General features: G+C 66.3%; 17 protein-coding genes and 1 tRNA gene. 5 read left to right on the top strand and 13 right to left on the bottom strand.

What is annotated here, in order from left to right; genetic code table 11:
- Positions 1-131: 131 nt before the first annotated feature.
- The 10 genes from BZF59_RS12780 to BZF59_RS12735 form a co-directional block, all read right to left on the bottom strand.
- A tRNA-Gly gene (locus BZF59_RS12780) sits at positions 132-205 on the bottom strand.
- A gap of 93 nt (positions 206-298) precedes the next feature.
- Positions 299-1,270, bottom strand: a complete 972-nt coding sequence (locus BZF59_RS12775) for a zinc transporter ZntB (protein WP_211277398.1) — start codon at positions 1,268-1,270, stop codon at positions 299-301.
- A gap of 61 nt (positions 1,271-1,331) precedes the next feature.
- Positions 1,332-2,459 carry a cobalamin-independent methionine synthase II family protein gene (locus BZF59_RS12770; RefSeq protein WP_086608642.1) on the bottom strand — a complete coding sequence of 376 codons (1,128 nt, stop codon included), beginning with the start codon at positions 2,457-2,459 and terminating at the stop codon, positions 1,332-1,334.
- Positions 2,456-3,283: an alpha/beta fold hydrolase gene (locus BZF59_RS12765; RefSeq protein ID WP_158094320.1), complete on the bottom strand. Its 828-nt coding sequence runs from the start codon at positions 3,281-3,283 to the stop codon at positions 2,456-2,458. The genes BZF59_RS12770 and BZF59_RS12765 overlap by 4 nt, the downstream gene beginning before the upstream one ends.
- Positions 3,284-3,310: 27 nt before the next feature.
- Positions 3,311-3,859, bottom strand: coding sequence for a VOC family protein (locus BZF59_RS12760; protein WP_086608640.1), 549 nt, complete (start codon positions 3,857-3,859; stop codon positions 3,311-3,313).
- A 29-nt stretch (positions 3,860-3,888) separates the two neighbouring features.
- Entirely contained in the window at positions 3,889-4,491 is a 603-nt protein-coding gene (gene wrbA / locus BZF59_RS12755; protein ID WP_086608639.1) for an NAD(P)H:quinone oxidoreductase, read from the bottom strand.
- Between the two features lie 11 nt (positions 4,492-4,502).
- Positions 4,503-6,731, bottom strand: a complete 2,229-nt coding sequence (locus BZF59_RS12750) for a TonB-dependent receptor (protein WP_245806148.1) — start codon at positions 6,729-6,731, stop codon at positions 4,503-4,505.
- Positions 6,732-6,983: 252 nt separating this feature from the next.
- Complete coding sequence (locus tag BZF59_RS12745; protein WP_086608638.1) at positions 6,984-7,589, bottom strand: DUF6990 domain-containing protein; 606 nt, start codon at positions 7,587-7,589, stop codon at positions 6,984-6,986.
- Between the two features lie 93 nt (positions 7,590-7,682).
- Positions 7,683-8,510, bottom strand: a complete 828-nt coding sequence (locus BZF59_RS12740; protein WP_086608637.1) for an IclR family transcriptional regulator domain-containing protein — start codon at positions 8,508-8,510, stop codon at positions 7,683-7,685.
- A complete protein-coding gene (locus BZF59_RS12735) occupies positions 8,491-9,651 on the bottom strand; it encodes a CaiB/BaiF CoA transferase family protein (protein WP_086608636.1) in 1,161 nt (386 codons plus the stop codon). Before BZF59_RS12735 ends, BZF59_RS12740 begins: the two co-directional genes overlap by 20 nt.
- A 98-nt stretch (positions 9,652-9,749) precedes the next feature.
- On the opposite strand from BZF59_RS12735, the gene BZF59_RS12730 reads away from it, so the two are divergent.
- Both BZF59_RS12730 and BZF59_RS12725 read left to right on the top strand, forming a co-directional pair.
- Positions 9,750-10,538 carry a citryl-CoA lyase gene (locus BZF59_RS12730; protein WP_245806147.1) on the top strand — a complete coding sequence of 263 codons (789 nt, stop codon included), beginning with the start codon at positions 9,750-9,752 and terminating at the stop codon, positions 10,536-10,538.
- A 61-nt stretch (positions 10,539-10,599) separates the two neighbouring features.
- Positions 10,600-11,952 (top strand): M24 family metallopeptidase, encoded by a 1,353-nt coding sequence (locus tag BZF59_RS12725; RefSeq protein WP_086609198.1) that lies wholly within the window; start codon positions 10,600-10,602, stop codon positions 11,950-11,952.
- Here the strand turns inward: BZF59_RS12725 and BZF59_RS12720 are convergent.
- A complete protein-coding gene (locus BZF59_RS12720; protein WP_086608635.1) occupies positions 11,949-12,875 on the bottom strand; it encodes an SMP-30/gluconolactonase/LRE family protein in 927 nt (308 codons plus the stop codon). The genes BZF59_RS12725 and BZF59_RS12720 overlap by 4 nt on opposite strands.
- 152 nt (positions 12,876-13,027) lie before the next feature.
- On the opposite strand from BZF59_RS12720, the gene BZF59_RS12715 reads away from it, so the two are divergent.
- From BZF59_RS12715 to BZF59_RS12705, 3 genes are all read left to right on the top strand, one after another.
- A complete protein-coding gene (locus tag BZF59_RS12715; protein WP_086609197.1) occupies positions 13,028-14,521 on the top strand; it encodes a CoA-acylating methylmalonate-semialdehyde dehydrogenase in 1,494 nt (497 codons plus the stop codon).
- A gap of 5 nt (positions 14,522-14,526) precedes the next feature.
- Positions 14,527-15,483 (top strand): polysaccharide deacetylase family protein, encoded by a 957-nt coding sequence (locus BZF59_RS12710; protein WP_086608634.1) that lies wholly within the window; start codon positions 14,527-14,529, stop codon positions 15,481-15,483.
- A 169-nt stretch (positions 15,484-15,652) separates the two neighbouring features.
- Positions 15,653-16,963 carry a lipopolysaccharide biosynthesis protein gene (locus BZF59_RS12705; RefSeq protein ID WP_086608633.1) on the top strand — a complete coding sequence of 437 codons (1,311 nt, stop codon included), beginning with the start codon at positions 15,653-15,655 and terminating at the stop codon, positions 16,961-16,963.
- A gap of 30 nt (positions 16,964-16,993) precedes the next feature.
- On the opposite strand, the gene gcvPB is transcribed toward BZF59_RS12705, so the two are convergent.
- Together gcvPB and gcvPA are read right to left on the bottom strand one after the other, a co-directional pair.
- Positions 16,994-18,550 (bottom strand): aminomethyl-transferring glycine dehydrogenase subunit GcvPB, encoded by a 1,557-nt coding sequence (gene gcvPB / locus BZF59_RS12700; RefSeq protein ID WP_086608632.1) that lies wholly within the window; start codon positions 18,548-18,550, stop codon positions 16,994-16,996.
- Positions 18,550-19,923 (bottom strand): aminomethyl-transferring glycine dehydrogenase subunit GcvPA, encoded by a 1,374-nt coding sequence (gene gcvPA / locus BZF59_RS12695; RefSeq protein WP_086608631.1) that lies wholly within the window; start codon positions 19,921-19,923, stop codon positions 18,550-18,552. Before gcvPA ends, gcvPB begins: the two co-directional genes overlap by 1 nt.
- Positions 19,924-19,955 lie beyond the last annotated feature (32 nt).

The raw sequence follows: 19,955 nt of genomic DNA, 5'->3' as shown, positions 1-19,955 counted from the left end.
CCCCGGAATGGCTGCCGGCAACGCCGGATGCAGCGGGATGAAGAGGGACAATCCCGGACGACCGAGAGCCTAAATCCCTCAGATTTCCAAGGGTTTTATAGATTTTCGGGAGCTGTTCGGGAAGGCGGCGCTGGAGCGGGTGAAGGGAATCGAACCCTCGTCGTAAGCTTGGGAAGCTTCTGCTCTACCATTGAGCTACACCCGCATCATCGCGATGGCCTTGGCCATGCTGTCTGACGCGGCGCGGCGCTTGCCACGATTCCTTGGGGCTGGTCAATATGCGATTGCGCGGCGGCGGTCAGTCGTCGAGCCAGTGCCGCCAGGCGAACCACGCCATCACCGCGAGGCCGGTCGCGATGCAGAAGGCGATTACGCCCCAGAAAGCCCAGGGGCTGCGCGCAAAGGGGATGCCTTCGACATTCATGCCGAGCAGGCCGGTCACGAAGGTCAGCGGCAGAAAGATGAAGGCTGTCACCGCGATGGCGAGGCTGCGCTGGTCGATCATCTCGGCGCGCAGATCGGTCAGCTGTTCGTGCAGCAGCGCCGCGCGCTCGCGCACCGCCTCCAGTTCCTCGGCCATGCGCGCGAAGCGGTCCGCCGCCTCGCGCAGATGCATCCGGTCTTCCCGGCTGATCCAGTCGAATTCGAGCTGCGCCATCGCGGTCAGCGCATCGCGATCGGGCGCGACGAAGCGCCGCAGCACGATCGCCTGCGAGCGGATCGCGGCAATCTCGCGCCGCAGCTTGTAGATGTCGCCGCCGTCGAGCATCCCCTCGCAATCGTCGAGCGTGTCGCCCAGCGCGGCGACCTCCGGATCGAGCTGCACCGAGATCGCCTGCGCCAGCGTGGCCACGAAATCGCCGCCATCAGTGATCCTGCCTGCGCGCATCGCGCTTTCGACCTTGGAGAGCGCGGCGAGGCGGTGGCGGCTCACCGAGGTCACCCTGTGCCCTTCGACCCAGACGCGGATCGAGACGAGGCCGTCCGAATCCTGCATCGTATCGAAGGCCGTGCCGCGCAGGTTGATCAGCGCGCCATCATCGACATCGTCGCAGCGCGGGCGGGTCTCGCTCGCCATCAGCGCGTTGGCGGCCATGGGCGGGACGTAGCCGGGCAGGTCCATGCTGTCGCCGTGGCCGACGCCTTCGGCGTGGAGCCAGACGAAGCCGGGGCCTGCGAAGGTCGCGACCTCGCCCGGCCCGATTTCACTGACTGTGCCGTCCTGCACCAGCAGGGCCTGCACGGCGATCGGGCGGGGTGTTGCGTCCATCGCCGCCCCGTCTAGCGCCCCTGCCCCGCCTGCGGCAAGCGGAGAGGCCGGGTACGGCGCGTCAGAAATACTTGGCGCTGGCGATCTCCGCCCCTTCGGCAAGCGCGGCGAGCTTGGCCCAGACGATCTCGGGATCAAGTGCATTGCTGCCCGCATGGACCGAGAAGCCGCAATCGACGCCTGCCATCACGCGGCCAGGCCCAAGCAGATCGGCATAGCGGCCGATGCGCTGGGCGATCAGCTCGGGATGCTCGATATAGGGCGACTGCGGCTCGACCATGCCGGGACAGAGGATTTTGCCCTCGGGCAGCGGGTGCTTTTCGAAAAAGGCGAATTCATGCGCGTGGCGCGGGTTTGCGCCTTCGAGCAGCACGGTCTGCGGCTTGGCGCTCCAGACGATGTCGGCGATTTCATCGAGCGCCACGTCGCAATGGTGCGGCCCCGGATAGTTCCCCCAGCACAGGTGCATCCGCAGCTGCTCGGCGGGAATATTCTGCACCGCGTGATTGAGCGCGGCGATGTTCATGCCGATGCGCTTGCGGAATTCTTCGGTCGAAAGGTGGGTGAACTGCACATGGCGGCCCATCGCGAGGTCGGGGCAATCGACCTGCAAGGTGATCCCGGCGGCCGCGATGGTTTCGTATTCGTGGCGCAGGCCTTCGGCGAGGGCGAAGACATATTCCTCGTCGCTCGCATAATACTGGTTGGGGAAGAACAGCGCGGTGACGCCGGGCGAGGCGGCGGACATGAAGGTGGCGTGGCCATTGGCGAGGCGCTTCAGTCGCTCCGCATCGATGCGGGGCGCTTCCATGTCGATCACCTCGATCGCGGCGATGCAGGCCGGGGCCGAGCGCTTGGCGCGGCCCTTGTTGCCGAACACCTGCGCCTTGGCACCGGGAAAGGCTTCGAGGTCGGCGAATTCATACTCCCCCGCCTTGCCGCCGAAGCCCGACAGGCGGTGCTTGATATAGGTGGCGTAGGAGGGCTTGGACTGCTCGCCATCGTTGACGATGCTCACCCCCGCTTTGATCTGGCGGCGGATGACATGGGCGGTCGCCTCTTCCACCGCGGCATCGAAATCGGCTTCGGAGACGATCTCCCCACTTTCGCGCGCGAAGACGAGGTCGAGCAACGCCTCGGGGCGCGGCAGACTGCCGACGTGAGTGGTGAGAAAACGCTTGTCGGTCATGGGGCAGGCCTTGGCTGGAGCGATGTGCAGGAATGGAGGAAGCGGGCGACTTCGGCGTTGAAGGCGGCCGGGTTGTCGGCATTGGCGAGATGGCCCGCTGCGGGGATTTCGATAGCCCGGGCGCGCGGTGCGACCTCGGCGAGCGCGCGCGCGCAGGCCCGCCGCCAAGGGGTGTCATGCTCCCCGGTCATGCTGAGGACCGGCATGGGAAGCAGCCGCAAACTTTCGTGCGGCAAGCCGGGGGCCTCGCCCGGAGCGGCCAGATCGCGCGCGTCGTAATCGGCGAGAATCTCGCGCATCAGCGCGCGGGCGGAGGGCGTGTGGGTCTGCATTAGCGGATGGCGCGACCATTCAGCACGCAGCCGCTCCAGATCGCCTGCCGCCGCGAGCGCCCGGAAGCGCTCCAGATCGATCACCTCGTCGCGCGGCACCAGCACGGGCAAGGGCGCGCCCGAGACGATGAGAGCGGTCAGGCGCGATCCGTAGCGCCGCGCCACATCCAGCGCGACGGTCGCCCCGCGCGACAGGCCGAGCAGCGCGAACCGCTCGAACCCCAAGGCATCGGCAATGGCGATGACGTCAGCAGCCTCCTCGGCCAGATCGGGCGGCGCGGTGGCGCGCCCGCAACCGCGCCGGTCAGGGGCGACGCAGAGGAAATCGCCCGCGAGGCCCTCGAACTGCGGGGCCCACATGCGGTGATCAAGCGTCCAGCCGTGAAGCAGGATCAGCGGCGCCCCCTCCCCCGCCACGGCAATCGGCAGGCGGCCGCCATCGACGGCGACCTCACCATAGCAAACCGCGTCGCCAGCAGAGGGGGCAGTCATCAACGCATGCGCCCCCATCGCCGGCAATCAGGCAGCTTCTTCGGCGCGGAACGGGTTGTTGTTGCGGTGATCCCCCGCCAGCCAGCGCTTGAGCTCGGCATGGGCGGCAGCGCGACGCTCGGCATCCAGCGGCGCGGCGCGTTCATCATCATGGGTGAATTCGAGGATCATGCCGTTGGGATCGGTGACATAGAGCGACTTGCAGTAGCCATGTTCGAGCACATAGGTCTGCGGCTCCACGATCCCGGCGGCAGCGATGCGGCGCTCAAGCTCGGCCTGCCCGTCGCGGTCGACATGGAGCGCGATGTGGATGAAGGGGCTGGAGGGGATGTCGGGCCCGAATTCGGCCTGATCCTCGGGATCGGCGAACTGGAAAAAGGCCAGTGCGCTGCCGTCGGCGAGTTCGAAGAACACGTGGCAATAGGTGCGCTCCTTGCCGAACAGTTCGTCCTTCTCGCAATAGGTCGCCATCAGAGGGAAGCCGAGCACGTCCTCGTAGAAGGCGCGGGTGGCTTCGAGGTCCTTGGTGACGTAGGCGGTGTGGTGGAGGCGGTTGGCGAGAATTTTCTGGGTCATCGTGCTCTCTCCGTCAGTCCAGTCGAAACTCAGGCGGCCAGCTTGGCAGCGAGTTTGGCGACGTGCGCGCCCTGAAAGCGCGCGCCGGCCAACTCGTTGTCGCTCGGCATCCGGCTGCCGTCATTACCCGCAAGCGTGCTCGCGCCATAGGGGGTGCCGCCGCTGATCTCGCCCATCTCGGCATTGCCTTCAAAGGTATAGGGCAGGCCGACGATCACCATGCCGTGATGCAGCAGCGTGGTGTGGAACGAGGTGATCGTGGTCTCCTGCCCGCCGTGCTGGCTGGCGGTGGAGACGAACACGCTCCCAACCTTCCCCACCAGCTTCTTCTGGAACCACAAGGGCCCGGTCTGGTCGAGGAAGTTGCGCATCTGCGCCGCCATGTTGCCGAAGCGCGTGGGTGTGCCGAAGATGATGGCGTCGTAATCCGCCAGCTCGTCCGGGGTCGCAATCGGAGCGCGCTGGTCGGTCTTCATTCCTGAAGCCGCCGCCACCGCCTCCGGCACCAGTTCGGGGACGCGCTTGAGACTGACCTCGGTGCCGGGGACGCTGGCCGCGCCCTCGGCCACCGCATCGGCCATCGCCTCGATATGACCATAGCTCGAATAGTAGAGCACCAGCACCTTGGTCATCGCATCAACCCTCAGAATTTGTAGCCGAATTCGATCCCGTACCGCGCCGGCCGCGCCCGGAACACGAAGCCGCCGGGGGAGAATTCGGCGTTGTAGGTTTCGTCGAACAGGTTCTGCGCGAAGGCGGTGACCGACATGCCGTTGTCGAACTTCAGCCCCGCGCGCGCGTCGACCAGATCGACGGGCTGGCGGACGGTGGTGTTGAACGGCTCCCACCAGGTCTTGCCGATCCGGCGGTAATCGACCCGCAGCAACGCATCGACGCCGTCGCTCACATTGCCCGCATATTGCGCGCCGAGGTTGATGGTATAGCGGCTGATCTGCGGAGCCTCATTGCCGATCACGCTTGCATCGGGGAAGGCCTTGATCTCGCTGTCGGTGAAGCCGATCGCGGCGTTGATATCGAAATCGGGCAGGATTTCCGCGCTCCCCTCAAGCTCGAAGCCGTTGATCCGGGTCTCGGGGATATTGCCGAGGTTCTGGGTGGACGAGGCAGCGAGGAAGACGAAGAAATAGGAATTCTCCGACTTGGTCGTATAGGCCGCGCCCGCCAGCCGCACCGGGCCGAGCTGGGCCTTGGCGCCAATCTCGAAGGTGTCGGCGGTTTCGGCCTGGAAGATGTCGCCCACGCCGACGATGCCGTTGTTCACCGCCTCCGCGCCGACGCCGGTCTGGTTGAAGCCGCCCGAGCGGAAACCGCGGGAATAGCCGCCATAGATGGTGAGGTCGGGGCTCGGCTCCCAGGTCAGGGTCAGCTTGGGCTGCCAGTCGTCGAACACCGCGGTGCGCACCTCGCCGCTTTGCGCCTGCGGCACGCCGGGCACCACCGGCAGGAAGGCCTGCGGGGTCAGCGTGGTCTGGCGGCGGCGGTCACGGTCGTAGCGCAGCGAAGCATCGACCCGGAATTCGGGCGACAGCTCATAACCTGCGTTGAGGAACACCGCCCAGGCGAAGTTGTCCTGCCCGTCGGACAGGAAGCTGAACTGCGGGTTCTGCGGGTTGGTCGAAGGGCTGCGGAACACCGGGAACACGCCGTTGCCGGTGTCGATCATGTTGCCGGTCGAGATGAAGCGATCGGTATCGATCAGGTAGGCGCCGACCATCCAGTTGAACGGGCTGCCATTCTCGGGCGAGGCAAGGCGCACTTCCTGACTGAAGGCCTTCACATTGAGATACTGGCTCTGGTTGAGGTCGAAGCCGTTGCCGGGGCCGAAGATGCTCTCGAACAGGTTGAAGAAGAAGCTTTCGGGGATCGGCTTGAAGTCGAAGGCGTCGCCGGTCAGCACTTCCTTGAGCGTGTCGTAGGACGACACCGAGGTGAAGGTCGCATTGTCGCCTTCGAACTCGACCTTCAGCGCGACATTGTAGATGTCGCGGTCGTTCTGGCCGGGATTGTTGACCTCGACATCGGCGATGTCGTTCACGTCGGCGACGATGTTGTAATAGAGCCCCTGCGTGCGCAGCTGGTTGACACTGGCGCGCAGGTCGAAGGTCAGCTGGTCGCTCGCCTCGATCAGAAGGTTGCCGCGCAAGCTGAAGTCCTGCACCGGGTCGGCATCTTCGCCGAGGAACGTATTGGGGATGAAGCCGTCGGTGTCATACCACGATCCGGCGACGCGAAACTTCACGCCCTCGGCCAGCGGCCCGCTGATCCCGCCGCGCAGGAAGTAGCCGAAGCCATTGTCGATCCCGGCGGTGATATTGCCGGAGAATTCGTCGGTCGGCTGCTTGGTGTTGATGATGATCGCGCCGCCGATGGCGTTGCGTCCATAGAGGCCGCCCTGGGGACCTTTCAGCACTTCGATCTGGTCGATGTCGAACAGATCCTGATTGAACTGCGCGGGGTTCACCTGCTGCACCCCGTCGACGATCACCGCGACGCTGGGCTCGGAATTGCGGTTCTGGGTGATGCCGCGGATGATGACGAAGGCATTGCCCGCGTTCTGGGTCTCGACGAGGTTCACGTTGGGCGTCAGCGCGATGAAATCCGCCGGACGCTCGATCCCCGCGTTCTCGATCGCCTGCGAATCGAAGGCTGTGACGGCGACGGGGGTGTCCTGCAACGTCTCGCTGCGGCGCAGGCCGGTGACGACGATGCCTTCATCGATGGCAGCTTCTTCCGCCGGAGCCTCCTGCGCCGCGAGCGGCGTGGCGGCAAGGGTGGCGGCGGCCAGCGCGCCGGTGCTGACGACGGTGCTGACGATGGGGCGCGCGGCGCGGCTCATGCCCGAAAACTTCATACATCTCTCCCCTGTGGGCGCGCGTTCACGCGTCGCTCTTGTGGCGATCCCTCCCGACAGCGGGTTAGGAAATTCGCAATGCGAAGTCAACTTCGATATGCGAAAATCCGTTTGTGTGGCGCGAAGGCAACGCCGGGGCGATACGAGGCAGGGCACAGGCATGGCTTTGGCCGTGCCGGATAGGCTTGGGGGCGGACTTGTGGTGGGTTAGGTCGCCCTGTCGGGGACGTCCTGCAATGGCAGAGCCGCGGTCTAGACCCGCAATCTGGGCGAACGCGGCAGCCAGTCCGGCTCGGCACGGCGGCGCTCTGCAAAGCCGAGCGCGGCGATGATATGGTCGGCCATGATGTAGGGCACGAACCCCAGACGGTCGCCTTGCGCAAAGGCCTGCCTGTAGGTTTCGAGCACTTCGAGATTGCCCGTCACCGCCAGCGCCGCAAGATGCCGCGCGGGCATGTCGCCCCGGCCATTGGCGTCCTTGTCCAGCAGCGCAGCAATCCCTGCGTCCAGATCAACCTCACGCGCCCAGTCCATCCATGTCGCACAGACGCCATCAATATCCTCATCAGAGGCAACCGGACGATTGATCTCAATGTACGGCGAACTGACGAGAGGCGTGGATTCCGCCCGGCGCTTTCGGGGATGAAGCATGACAGTATAGGCAATGCTCAACGCGTCGGTCGTGATCCATCCGGCGGTGTAGAACGGCGAATTGGGAGAGCGCTTGGTCAGGAGCGACACCAGCACCCGGTCCCCCAGCCGCAGTTCGGCTGACGGCTGGCTGGTTTCATCATAGGAAATCCGCCAGCCACGGGCCGCGAAGGCCTGCACGAGATCTTTCTGAGTGACCACTTCCATTGCGGCCAGAGCGATATCACAGGCGGACGCAATCTGGCAAAAGCTTTGGCCAAATCAGAATGTTCAGCCGATCGCCAGCCAGCCTGACCGATATCAGGGCCGCAAGCTCGCCTCCAGCGCAGGCCAGCGTTTCAGCGATGCCTCGATCTCGCCCGCCGCCTGGCGCAGCAGCGGCAGGCGGGTGCGCACCAGCTCGTCCTGCGAGATGCGGGTGGTGGAGGTTGAGCAGTTGATGCTCGCGATCACCCGCCCGCCGCGTCCGAAGATCGGCACCGCGACCGAGACGATGCCGTAATCGAGCTCGTCGAGCGCGGAATCGTAGCCACGCTCGGCGATCAGGCCCAGCCGCTCGGCCAGCGCCGCGCCTTCGGTAACGGTGCGTTCGGTGAAGCGCTGGAACGGCGCGGCTGCCACCAGCGCGGCGCGCTCGTCCTCCGGCAGAAAGGCCGCCAGTGCCTTGCCCAGCGAGGTGGCGTGGAAGGGAAAGCGCGTGCCTACCCCCGCGGCCACCCGAAACCGCCGGTCGGTCGAGACGTGGGCGACATAGAGGATTTCCGCCCCCGACAGCACCGCCAGGCTGGCGCTGTCGCCGGTCTGGTCGCGCAACGCCTGCAAGGGCGGCAGCACGACCTGTTCGATCTGCATCGAGGCGAGGAAGGCCGATCCGATCGTCAGCACCGCCGGACGCAGCAGGAACTTGCGCTCGTGCTGGCCGACATAGCCCAGCTCCACCAGCGTGATCAGGCACCGCCGCGCCACCGCCGGGGGCAGGCTGGTCTTGGCCGCCACTTCGGAGAGGGTCATCTCGGGATGATCCTCGTCGAAGGCCTTGAGGACACGCAGGCCCCGTTCGAGTGTGGACAGGAACTCGGGGTCTTTCCCCGCCTCCCTGATCGTGGCTTCAGCCCCTGCGGATCCCATGCACCGGCCTTTCGATGGAGCGGCGGATCGCCGCATCGTCTGCCCCCAATAGGGGCGGCGCGGTGACGCTGTCCATCCGTTCGCCATCGAAGGTGAGCGGGAAGCGGATGGTGCGGAACGGGCCCTTGGGGCCTTCCGGGTCGGTGACTTCGATGCCGAGCACCTTGGCCTGCTCGGTCTCGAGCACTTCGGTGGTGTCGTAGACCGGCGAATTGGGGACTTCTAGCCGGGTCAGGGTCTCAGTCCAGTCGGCGCGGGTCTTTGTGGCGAAGATCGGGGCGAGGAAGGCGACGACATCCTCGTAATGCGCGATCCGCGCCTCGCGGCTGGCGAATTCGGGGCGCTCCAGCATGTCGGGCACGCCCACCGCCGTGGCGAGGTTTTCCCAGAACTTGGGCGGCGAGGACATGTGCAGCGCGAGCCACTTGCCGTCCGCGCACTGGAACACGTAGCTCTGGCTGACGTGGGGGCGCGAGTAAGGCCCCATCACCTGATCGGCGGAAAGCAGGTGGGTGAAATCGTCGAGATTGAAGTGGCACATCGCCTCGAACATCGAGGTTTCGACCACCCGGCCCTTGTCCGTCACGTGGCGTTCGTTGAGCGCGGCGAGGATGCCCAGCGCGGTGTAGAAGCCGGTCATGGCATCGGCGATGGCGGGGCCGACGACGCGGGGGTGCTCGGGATTGACCAGCAGCCGCAGGAAGCCGCTGGCGGCCTGTGCGACGGTGTCGAAAGCGGGGCGGTCACGCTCCGGGCCTTCCGCGCCGAAGCCCGAGATTGAGGCATAGACGAGGCGCGGGTTGATGCTCTGGAGGCGCGCCGCATTGACCTTCAGCCGGTCCGCCACGCCGGGGCGGAAGTTCTGGATGAAGACATCGGCGGTTTCGACCAGCTGGTCCAGCACGGCCAGATCATCGGGGTTCTTGGGGTCGATCGTGATCGAGCGCTTGTTGCGGTTATAGGTCTGGAAGTGCGGCGAGTAGAGTTCGCCCTTGAAGCTGCGGAAGGGATCGCCCGTGCCCGGCTGCTCGACCTTGATGACATCCGCGCCCATGTCGGCCAGCAGCATCCCGGCGGCGGGCCCGGTGATGAAGGTGCCCATTTCGAGCACGGTAACGCCTGCGAGGGGCTTTGCTGTCATCGCTCTGATCCCGTCTGCTTGCCCAATCGGCTTGCCACATATGAGCTCCAACGCTACATTCTTCGCATACCGAAATCAACTTCGATTATCGAAAGGGAATGACCGTGCGCATCGGCAAGCAAGACAACGCAACCACTGCGATATGCACCTCCGACGCCACGACCATAACCGTGCGCGGGCTTGACCTGTGTAGCGAGGTGATCGGCCATGTCGACTTCACCTCCTATTTCTGGCTGCTGGTGACCGGCACGATGCCCAGCCCGCCGCAAAAGGCGCTGGCCGACGCCGTGCTCTGCGCGATTGCCGAGCATGGGCTGGTGCCGAGCGTGGTCGCCACTCGCATGACCTATGCCGCCGCGCCCGAGGCGTTTCATGGTGCAGTCGCCGCCGGATTGCTCGGCTGCGGTTCTGTGGTGCTGGGCAGCGCCGAGGTGGCGGGCAAGTTCTACGCGCAGGTCGTCGCCGATGCCGAGGGCGGTGATGCCTCCGCCACCGCGATCACTGCGATCAAGGCGCTGCGGGCCGAGAAGAAGGCGATCCCCGGCTTCGGCCACCCGCAGCACTCGGGCGGCGATCCGCGCGCGCACCGCCTGCTGGCGCTCGCCAAGCAGCATGGAATGGAAGGCAAGCACATCACCATGCTGCGCACCATCGAGGCCGTCCTGCCCGAAGCCATCGGCCGCGCGCTCCCGATCAATGTCAACGGCGCGATCCCTGCGGTGATGCTCGACGCGGGCTTCCCACTAGCGGCGCTCAAGGGCATTTCGCTGCTCGCCCGCACCGCCAGCCTTATCGCCCATCTTCAGGAAGAGACCGAACGCCCGATCGGCTTCATCATGTCGGGCGCGGCGGCGGAGCGGATCGGGTTCGACGACGGAAGCGAATAAGCCCGCTTGATCCCGCGAGCCTGCCGCGCCACTGTCTGTGCACAACGGACAGGGGATCAACATGACCGCGCGGCATTTCCTTTCGCTGGCAGCCTTGCTGGCGGCCACTCCGGCCCTCGCCGATGCGCCTCTGACGCTGAGCGAGACCGAGGTCGCCGCCCCCGCCCTGCCCGCAATCCTCGCCCCGCGCGAACGCGCCGAGCTCGAAAACCGCATTTTGCGGGAGCGGCTCGACACCATCATCCCGCAGATCATGCGCGCCGAGGGCGTGGACCTGTGGCTGCTGATGGCGCGCGAATATTTCGAGGAACCGGTGGTCGCCACCATGCTCGATGCCGAGAACATGCACGCGCGGCGGCGGACGATCCTGATCTTCCACGATCCGGGCGAAGGCAAGCCGATCGAGCGGCTGACGGTCAGCCGCTATGGTCTCGGCGGGCTGTTCGAACCGGCCTGGAACCCCGATGCGCAGCCCGACCAATGGCAGGCGGTGGCCGATCTGATCGCGGCGCGCGATCCGGCCAGGATCGCGATTAACTCCAGCGATCTCTACCAGTTCGCGGACGGGATGACGCTGAGCCAATATGATCGCTTCATGACCGCGCTGCCGCCCACGATGCACGAGCGCGTCACCAGCGGCGAGGGGCTGGCGATCCGCTGGCTCGAAACGCGTCTGCCGTCCGAGATGGAGCTTTATCCCACCATCGTGCGCATCGCCCATTCGGTGATCGGCGAGGCCTTTTCGAGGAAGGTGATCACCCCCGGCGTGACCACCGCCGAAGAGGTGCAATGGTGGTATCGCGACCGTCTGATGCAGCTTGGCCTCACCCCTTGGTTCCACCCCTCGGTCGCAATCCAGCGGCATGGGGTGAAAGGCATGATCGAGGGTGACGAGGTGATCCAGCCGGGCGATCTGCTGTGGACCGACTTCGGGATCACCTATCTGCGGCTCAACACCGACACCCAGCACCTCGCCTATGTGCTGAAGCCTGGCGAGACCGAGGCCCCGGCGGGCCTGCGCGCGGGGCTTGCGAATTCGAACAGAGTGCAGGATTTCCTCACCCGCGCCTTCAAGATCGGCATCAGCGGCAACGACGCGCTGGCCAAGGCGCGCGCCGATAGTATGGCTGTGGGGCTCGATCCCTCAATCTACACCCACCCCATCGGCCACCACGGCCACGGCGCGGGGCCCGCCATCGGCTTCTGGGACAACCAGAACGCCGATCCGCGCGGGAGCGGCCCGATCCGGGCGAACACCGCTTGGTCGATCGAGCTCACCTCTTACGCCAACGTGCCCGAATGGGGCGGCCAGCGGGTCGATTTCCGCACCGAGGAAGATGCGTTCTTCGACGGCGAGACCGTGCGCTTCATCGACGGGCGGCAGACCGCAATCACGCTGATCCCGTCGGATTAGCGGCTCGAAGATCCCGTGCCCTGCGCGCGGGTCTTCACCCGATACACGTCGGTCAGCGCGGTGATGTAAAGCTCCGACAAGTCCGCTCCGCCCCAGGCGAGGTTGGTCGCGCGCTTGGGGGTGGCCAGCCGCTCGATCACCTCGCGCCGCGCAGGATCGACCACGCAGATGCCGCCCGGGCAGGTGATATAGACGCGGCCTTCAGTATCGACGCGCACCCCGTCGACCCGCCCCGGCGTGCTCTCGTCGGTCACATCGACCACCAACCGCTTGCCCGAAACCGTGCCGTCGGCGGCGAGATCATAGGCCCACAGCGTCTGCGTGGCGGTGTCACCGACATAGAGCACGCTCTCGTCGGGCGAGAGCGCGAGGCCGTTGGGACGGCTCAACTGGTCGTCGATCAGCACCATCCGGCCCGTCACCTCATCGAGCGCGAAAACGCCCGAAAAGCCCACCTCGCTTGTCCTTTCGCCGAGGCCGTAGGGCGGGTCGGTGAAAAGGATCAGCCCGTCGCTGCGCACCACAACGTCATTGGGGCTGTTGAGGCGCTTGCCCTCGAAGGCCGCAACGATCACCTGCCGACCGCCCTCGGCCGTCCACCGGGTCACCGCGCCGCTGCCGTGTTCGGCATTGATGAGGCGGTCTTGAAGGTCGAAAGTGTGGCCGTTGGCATTCGCGGACGGGCGGTAGAGCACCTGCGCCGCGCCCTCTCCGGGCGTCAGCACATGCACCGCATCGCCCGGAATGTCGCTGAAGATCAGCTGGGCCCCGTCCCACGCCGGGCCCTCGGTAAAGGTGTAGCCGGTGGCCGCAAGTTCCAGGCTTTCTGCGATCAGGATTCCCGCATCGTCCTGCGCCGCCGCGCCGCTTGCCATCCACGCTGCCGCAAGCATCGCCAGCCCTGCCTGAACCCTGCCCATCATCCATCCCTCTCTCGTCTCGTCGCACACACACCGTGCCCTGCCGCGCGCTCCTGTGCCAGCACTTTTGAGGGGAGCCGCAAGGCTTGCATGGGCCGCGCGCGGGGGGCATTGGGGCGGCAGAGACAGGAGAGACCCGCCCAATGACTCAGGCAATGCGTCAGATCGACCATTTCATCGTCGGCGACAGCCCCCCGCCCACGCGCAAGCATGCCATCTGGAACCCCTCGACCGGCGAAGTGCAGGCTGAAGTCGCGCTCGGCGATGCCGCGCTGCTCGCCCGCGCGGTCGAGACCGCCAAGAAGGTGCAGCCCGGCTGGGCCGCCACCAACCCGCAGCGCCGCGCGCGGGTGATGTTCGCCTTCAAGGAACTGGTCGAGGCGAACATGCAGTCGCTGGCCGAAATGCTTTCATCCGAGCATGGCAAGACCGTCCCCGATGCGCGCGGGGACGTGCAGCGGGGCCTCGAGGTGATCGAATATGCCTGCGGCCTCCCGCAGATCATGAAGGGCGAATACACCCACGGCGCCGGGCCGGGTATCGATGTCTATTCGATGCGCCAGCCGCTCGGGATCGGCGCGGGGATCACCCCGTTCAACTTCCCGGCGATGATCCCGATGTGGATGTTCGGCATGGCCTGCGCGGCGGGGAACGCCTTCATTCTCAAGCCCTCGGAGCGCGATCCGAGCGTGCCGGTGCGTCTGGCCGAACTGTTCCTCGAAGCGGGCGCACCTGAAGGCCTCTTGCAGGTGGTGCACGGCGACAAGGAGATGGTCGACGCGATCATCGACCACCCCGATATCGCCGCGATCAGCTTCGTCGGCTCTTCCGATATTGCCCAATATATCTATGCGCGTGGCTCGGCCAACAACAAGCGCGTGCAGGCCTTCGGAGGCGCGAAGAACCACGGGATCGTGCTGCCCGATGCCGACCTCGATCAGGTCGTCACCGACTTGACCGGCGCAGCCTTCGGCTCGGCAGGTGAGCGGTGCATGGCGCTGCCGGTGGTAGTGCCGGTGGGTGAGGAAACGGCCGAACGCCTCAAGGAAAAGCTGCTCAAGTCGATTGCTGCCTTACGCATCGGCGTCTCCAACGACCCCGAAGCGGACTACGGCCCGGTCGTCACGCCCGAGCACAAGGCGCGGATCGAGCAGTGGATCACCACCGCGGAAGAAGAAGGCGCGGAGATCGTCGTCGACGGGCGCGGCTTCACCCTGCAAGGGCACGAGAAGGGCTTCTTCGTCGGCCCGACGCTGATCGACCACGTGACCCCGCAGATGAAGTCCTATCAGGAGGAGATCTTCGGCCCGGTGCTCCAGATCGTGCGCGCAAAGGATTTTGAGGAGGCGGTGCGCCTGCCCAGCGAGCACCAGTATGGCAACGGCGTCGCGATCTTCACCCGCAACGGCCACGCCGCGCGCGAATTCGCCGCGCGGGTGAATGTCGGCATGGTCGGAATCAACGTGCCGATCCCGGTGCCGGTCGCGTACCACAGCTTCGGCGGGTGGAAGCGTTCGGGCTTTGGCGACATCGACCAGTACGGGACCGAAGGCCTCAGGTTCTGGACCAAGAACAAGAAGATCACCCAGCGCTGGCCCGATGGCGGCGGCGACGGGTCGAACGCTTTCGTCATCCCGACGATGGGGTGAGGGGTTTGCGACGGCTCCTCGCGGCCTTTTGGCTGGCAATCCTCGCGCTGACCACCCCAGCGGCGGCGCAGGACAAGCGCATCGCGCTGACTTTCGACGATGTGCCGCGTCAGGCGGGAGCGTTCTTTACGCCTGACGAGCGCACGCAGCGGCTGATCGCGGCGCTGCGCGAGGCGGGGGTGGAGCAGGCGGCATTTTTCGTCACCACCGGGCGGCTCGACAACCCCGACGGCGCGGGCGGCGAGGCGCGGATCGCCGCCTATGTCGCCGCCGGGCACGTGATCGCCAATCACAGCCACGACCATACCCGCCTTAGCCAGACCGAAGCCGACGCCTATCTCGCCGACATCGACCGCGCTGGGGCGTGGCTGGCAGGTCGCCCCGGCTACCGCCCATGGTTCCGCTTCCCCTATCTCGACGAAGGCGGGCGCGATCTTGCCCGGCGCGACGCGCTGCGTGAGGGTCTGGCGGCGCGCGGGTTGCGAAATGGCTATGTCACCGCCGACGGATCGGACTGGCATCTCGAACAGCTGACCATTGATGCCAAGCGCGACGGTAGGCAAATGGACATGAAGGCGCTGCGCAAGCTCTACCTGCAATCGCAGATGAGCGGCATCGCCTATCACGAAGCGCTCGCGCGGCGCACCCTGGGCCGCCTTCCGCCGCAGGTGATGCTGCTCCACGAAACCGATCTCGCCGCGCTCTTCATCGCGGACCTCATCGCCGAACTGCGCAAGGATGGCTGGACGATCATCACTGCCGACGAGGCCTATGCCGATGCAGAGCTTGCCGCCGCGACGCCGATCGTGCCGCACACCTCGGGGACGCTGACGGGCATGATGGCGTGGGAGCGCGACATCCAGCCGCCGCTCGCCCCCCTGTGGATGGGCACCGAGATGATGAGCTGGCTGTTCGAGCGGCGGGTGCTAACGGAGGCCACCGAGCCTGCCGGAACCAAATAGCGTGAGACCAGACAGTTGCTGCATGGCTGCTCGGCCCGGCGCATTTGTTGCATTCCGTGCGCCATCCGCGCTTGGCGGGATGCACCATTTGCGGCTAAGCGTCGCCGCGACATGGTAAACCCGCCCCTGCCCTCCCCGGCTGAATGCTAGAGCCTGCCCCGGACAAACGATGAAGCGGGTTTTCGCCAATATGGGCTGGCTGCTCGGCGGGCGCGGGTTCAACGCCGTGCTCAGCCTCGTCTATCTCGCCATCGCCGCGCGCACGCTGGGCACTGACGGGTTCGGCTATTTCGCGCTGATCATCGCACTGGGGCAGGCGGTGACGGGCTTTTCGAGCTTCCAGACCTGGCAGTTCATCGTGCGCTGGGGGGCCGATCCCGACAATCCCGGCGTCGACATCGCCCGTGCGCGGGAGGCGACGGGCTTTGCGGTGGCGCTCGATTTCCTGTCGATGGCGGTCGGCACGCTGGCGTCAGCCGTGCTGGTGCTGACCGCGCCGCTATGGCTCGACGTGCCGCCCGATCTGATGTGGCTGACCTTCTGGTATTGCGTGATCTCGCTGCTGACGATCCGCACCACGCCGACGGGAATGCTGCGCCTCCATTCGGAATATGGCCGCGCGACCTGGGCCGAGGCGGTGCAGCCGATCATCCGCGCAACCGGGGCCGGGCTGGCGTGGCTCTACATGCCCAACGTCACCGGCTTCATCCTCGCCTTCGCGGCCTCGGAAGTGGGCACGGCGATTGCGCTGTGGATCGTCGCTTTGCGGGTGCAACCGGTCACCCTCGCCTCGATCAGCCTGCGCACAATCCCGGCGCGGCATAAGGATGCCTGGCGCTTCGTGCTTTCGACCAACATGTCTGGCAGCCTTGCGGTGGCGGGCAAGCAGGTGATGATCCTGCTGGTCGGCACCTTTGGCGGGGCTTACCTCGCGGGTGGTTTCCGCATCGCCAACCAGCTCGGCGTGGCGCTGATCGCACTGGCGCAGACGATCTCCAAGGCGATCCTGCCCGAACTGGTGCAATCGCGCGACGGCGCCGTGGAGATCGCGCGGCGCATGGCAAACATCGCCGCGATTGCCGGGGTGACCGCGGTGGTGACCGCGATCCTGTTCGGCGAACAGGGGCTGGCGCTGATCGCGGGCGAAAAGTTCACCGGGTTCTACTGGGCGATGATCATCCTCAGCATCGCGGGCGCAGTCGAGCTGGTGGGGGCGAGCCTCGAATCGCTGCTGATCTCGGCGGGCAAGGCCCATGTCGCCTTCCTCGTCCGGCTGTTCCCGACGATCCTTGCACTGGTGATGCTGCAACTCGCGATCGACTGGAAGGGCGCGCAGGGGGCCGGCTTTGCGGTGCTGGGATCGAGCGTGCTGACCGTGGTGGGCTTCTACCTCGCGATCGTGAACCTCAAGCAATTCCGGCTGGTGGTCGCGCCGGAGGACGAAGGGGCGGACAAAACGCCCGCCCCTCCCAAAACATAGATCATCTCGGTGTAAACGAGAGGGGCTGGCCTAGCCCTCGTAAGCCAGCTTGGGCTTCCGCGCCGCGGCGGTCTCGTCGAGGCGGCGGCGGGGGGCGTAGTAGGGGGCCTGCTTCAGCGCCTCGTCCCCTTCCAGCGCGCGGGTGACGACACTGCGGAAGGCGGTGATGAACTGATCGATCGCCGCCTTGCTTTCGGTCTCGGTCGGCTCGACCAGCATTGCGCCGTGGACCACCAACGGGAAATAGACTGTCATCGGATGATAGCCCTCGTCGATCAGCCCCTTGGCGACATCGAGCGTCGACAGGCCTTCGGTGAAGTCCTTGTCGCCGAACAGCGCCTCATGCATGCACGGGCCGGAGCTTGCGAAGGGCGCGTGGAGGATGTCCTCCATCGAACGCAGGATGTAATTGGCGTTGAGCACCGCATCCTCGGCGACCTGCTTCAGACCGTCCGCGCCGTGGCTGAGCATGTAGGTGAGCGCGCGGGTGAACATGCCCATCTGGCCGTGGAAGGCGGTCATGCGGCCGAAGCTCGGCCCGCGCTCCTCGCGGTTCTCTTCCTCGACGAGGTAGAATTCCCCGCCCTCATTCTGGCGGATGAAGGGCAGCGGGGCGTAGGGCGCCAGCGCTTCGGACAGCACCACCGGCCCCGAGCCCGGCCCGCCGCCGCCATGCGGGGTGGAGAAGGTCTTGTGCAGGTTGATGTGCATCGCATCGACGCCAAGGTCGCCGGGGCGCACCTTGCCGACGATGGCGTTGAAGTTCGCCCCGTCGCAATAGACGTAGCCGCCCGCCGCGTGGACCGCATCGGCGATCTCGCGGAAGTCCTTTTCGAACAATCCGCAGGTGTTGGGGTTGGTGATCATCACCGCCGCCACGTCAGGGCCGAGGCGGGCCTTCAGCGCCGCCACATCGACCCGGCCTTCTGGCGTCGCGGGGATATCCTCGACGCGGTAGTTGGCGAAGGCAGCGGTGGCGGGGTTGGTGCCGTGGGCGCTTTCGGGCACCAGCACCACTTCGCGCGCGTCCCCGCGCGCTTCATGCGCGGCGCGGATCGCGAGGATGCCGCACAGCTCGCCATGCGCGCCGGCCTTGGGGCTCATGGCGACAGCGGGCATCCCGGTCAGCGTGCAGAGCCAGCCGCCGAGCTGATGGACCACCTCCAGCGCGCCCTGCACCGCATTCTGCGGCGCAAGCGGGTGGATATCGGCAAAGCCGGGGAGCCGCGCCATTTTCTCGTTGAGACGCGGGTTGTGCTTCATGGTGCAGCTACCGAGCGGGAAGAAGCCGAGGTCGATCCCGTAGTTCTGGCGGCTGAGGCGGGTGTAGTGACGCACCGTCTCGGGCTCGGTCAGACCGACGAGGCCGATGGCGTCGGCACGCTCCAGCCCGCCGAGCCGGGTCGCGGCGCTGGCGTCCACTTCGGGCAGATCGACGCCGGTCACCTCGGCACGGCCGATTTCGAACAGCAGTGGCTCTTCCAGCATCAGCGCGCGGTTGCCGGTGGTGGTGACGGGGCCGCCGAGGAACCCGTCTTCGGCGACCTGCATTTCGGGCTTCCATCCGCTCTTGTTGGGGGCGTTCATCACACGGTCTCCTTGATGCTGGCTTCCAGCTCATGCGCCAGGCGCTCGATATCCTCTTCGGTGGTGGTCTCGGTCACGGCGACCAGCAGCGCGTGCTCCAGCGCCGCGACGCCGGGATAGAGCCGCCCGAGCGACACCCCGCCCAGGACGCCCCGGTCGGCCAGATCGCGGATGATCTCGCGCGCGGGCTTGCCGCCGAGCATCAGGGTGAACTCGTTGAAGAAGGCGTTATTGAGCACCTTCACGCCGGGCACCTTGGCCAGCCGGTCAGCGGCGAGGCAGGCGAGACGGTGGTTCTCGGCGGCAAGCTGGCGCAGGCCCTTCTCGCCAAGCAGCGTCATGTGCGCGGTGAAGGCCAGCGCGCACAGGCCGGAATTGGTGCAGATGTTGCTCGTCGCCTTCTCGCGGCGGATGTGCTGCTCGCGGGTGGAGAGCGTCAGCACGAAGCCGCGCTTGCCCTCGGCATCGGTGGTCTCGCCGCACAGCCGGCCGGGCATCTGGCGCACGTGCTTGGGATCGCGCACCGCGAAGAGGCCGAGGTAAGGTCCGCCGAATTGCAGGCCGACGCCGAGCGACTGGCCTTCGCCCACCACGATGTCCGCGCCCATCTCGCCGGGCGACTTGATCGCGCCGAGCGCGACAGGCTCGGTGTTCACCACCACCAGCAGCGCGCCTTTGGCGTGGGCGGCTTCGGCAATTGGGGTGAGGTCGGCGATGCGGCCGAGAATGTCGGGATATTGCACCACGACACAGGCGGTGTCCTCGTCAATCCGGCCGATCAGGCCTGACAGCTCGGGGTCCGGGGTGATCGCGGGCAGCGCGTCGGCGATGGTGTCGCCGGTGAAGTGCGCCATGGTCTTGACCACCTGCGCATAGTGCGGGTGGAGCGCGCCCGAAAGCACCGCGCGGCTGCGGCGGGTGATGCGGGTCGCCATCGCCACCGCCTCCCAGCATGCGGTCGAGCCGTCGTAGAGCGAGGCATTGGCCACCGCGCAGCCATAGAGCCGGGCGACCTGCGTCTGGAACTCGAACAGCACCTGCAAGGTGCCTTGCGCGATTTCCGGCTGATAGGGCGTGTAGGCGGTCAGGAACTCGCCGCGCTGGATGATCGTATCGACGCTCGCCGGGACGTGGTGGCGGTATGCGCCTGCGCCGAGGAAGAACGGCACTTCGCCTGCCACCAGATTCTTCGCCGCCAGCGCCTTCATGTGGCGTTCCACCGCCATTTCGCTGGCGTGCATCGGCAGACCGTGGATCGGGCCGTCGAGCCGCGCCACCTCGGGCACATCGACGAACAGGTCATCGACGCTGGCAGCGCCGATTGTCGCCAGCATCGCTTGCCGGTCGGTATCGGTAAGGGGAAGGTAGCGCATGGGAGAGGTATCCGTGGCTGGTGGTGAACAGG

The organism is Erythrobacter donghaensis (assembly GCF_002155425.1).
In the GTDB taxonomy this organism is placed as follows: Bacteria; Pseudomonadota; Alphaproteobacteria; order Sphingomonadales; family Sphingomonadaceae; genus Erythrobacter; species Erythrobacter donghaensis.
This window is presented reverse-complemented; position numbering and strand designations above follow the sequence as displayed.

Excerpts from the sequence above, each read along its gene's own strand:
- BZF59_RS12775 (WP_211277398.1), bottom strand. The coding sequence starts at position 1,270 with ATGGACGCAACACCCCGCCCGATCGCCGTGCAGGCCCTGCTGGTGCAG.
- BZF59_RS12715 (WP_086609197.1), top strand. The coding sequence starts at position 13,028 with ATGCGTCAGATCGACCATTTCATCGTCGGCGACAGCCCCCCGCCCACG.
- BZF59_RS12705 (WP_086608633.1), top strand. The coding sequence starts at position 15,653 with ATGAAGCGGGTTTTCGCCAATATGGGCTGGCTGCTCGGCGGGCGCGGG.
- gcvPA (WP_086608631.1), bottom strand. The coding sequence starts at position 19,923 with ATGCGCTACCTTCCCCTTACCGATACCGACCGGCAAGCGATGCTGGCG.
- BZF59_RS12735 (WP_086608636.1), bottom strand. The coding sequence starts at position 9,651 with ATGACAGCAAAGCCCCTCGCAGGCGTTACCGTGCTCGAAATGGGCACC.
- gcvPB (WP_086608632.1), bottom strand. The coding sequence starts at position 18,550 with ATGAACGCCCCCAACAAGAGCGGATGGAAGCCCGAAATGCAGGTCGCC.
- BZF59_RS12765 (WP_158094320.1), bottom strand. The coding sequence starts at position 3,283 with ATGACTGCCCCCTCTGCTGGCGACGCGGTTTGCTATGGTGAGGTCGCC.
- wrbA (WP_086608639.1), bottom strand. The coding sequence starts at position 4,491 with ATGACCAAGGTGCTGGTGCTCTACTATTCGAGCTATGGTCATATCGAG.
- BZF59_RS12750 (WP_245806148.1), bottom strand. The coding sequence starts at position 6,731 with ATGAAGTTTTCGGGCATGAGCCGCGCCGCGCGCCCCATCGTCAGCACC.
- BZF59_RS12740 (WP_086608637.1), bottom strand. The coding sequence starts at position 8,510 with ATGGGATCCGCAGGGGCTGAAGCCACGATCAGGGAGGCGGGGAAAGAC.
- BZF59_RS12725 (WP_086609198.1), top strand. The coding sequence starts at position 10,600 with ATGACCGCGCGGCATTTCCTTTCGCTGGCAGCCTTGCTGGCGGCCACT.
- BZF59_RS12745 (WP_086608638.1), bottom strand. The coding sequence starts at position 7,589 with ATGGAAGTGGTCACTCAGAAAGATCTCGTGCAGGCCTTCGCGGCCCGT.
- BZF59_RS12720 (WP_086608635.1), bottom strand. The coding sequence starts at position 12,875 with ATGATGGGCAGGGTTCAGGCAGGGCTGGCGATGCTTGCGGCAGCGTGG.
- BZF59_RS12730 (WP_245806147.1), top strand. The coding sequence starts at position 9,750 with ATGACCGTGCGCATCGGCAAGCAAGACAACGCAACCACTGCGATATGC.
- BZF59_RS12760 (WP_086608640.1), bottom strand. The coding sequence starts at position 3,859 with ATGACCCAGAAAATTCTCGCCAACCGCCTCCACCACACCGCCTACGTC.
- BZF59_RS12770 (WP_086608642.1), bottom strand. The coding sequence starts at position 2,459 with ATGACCGACAAGCGTTTTCTCACCACTCACGTCGGCAGTCTGCCGCGC.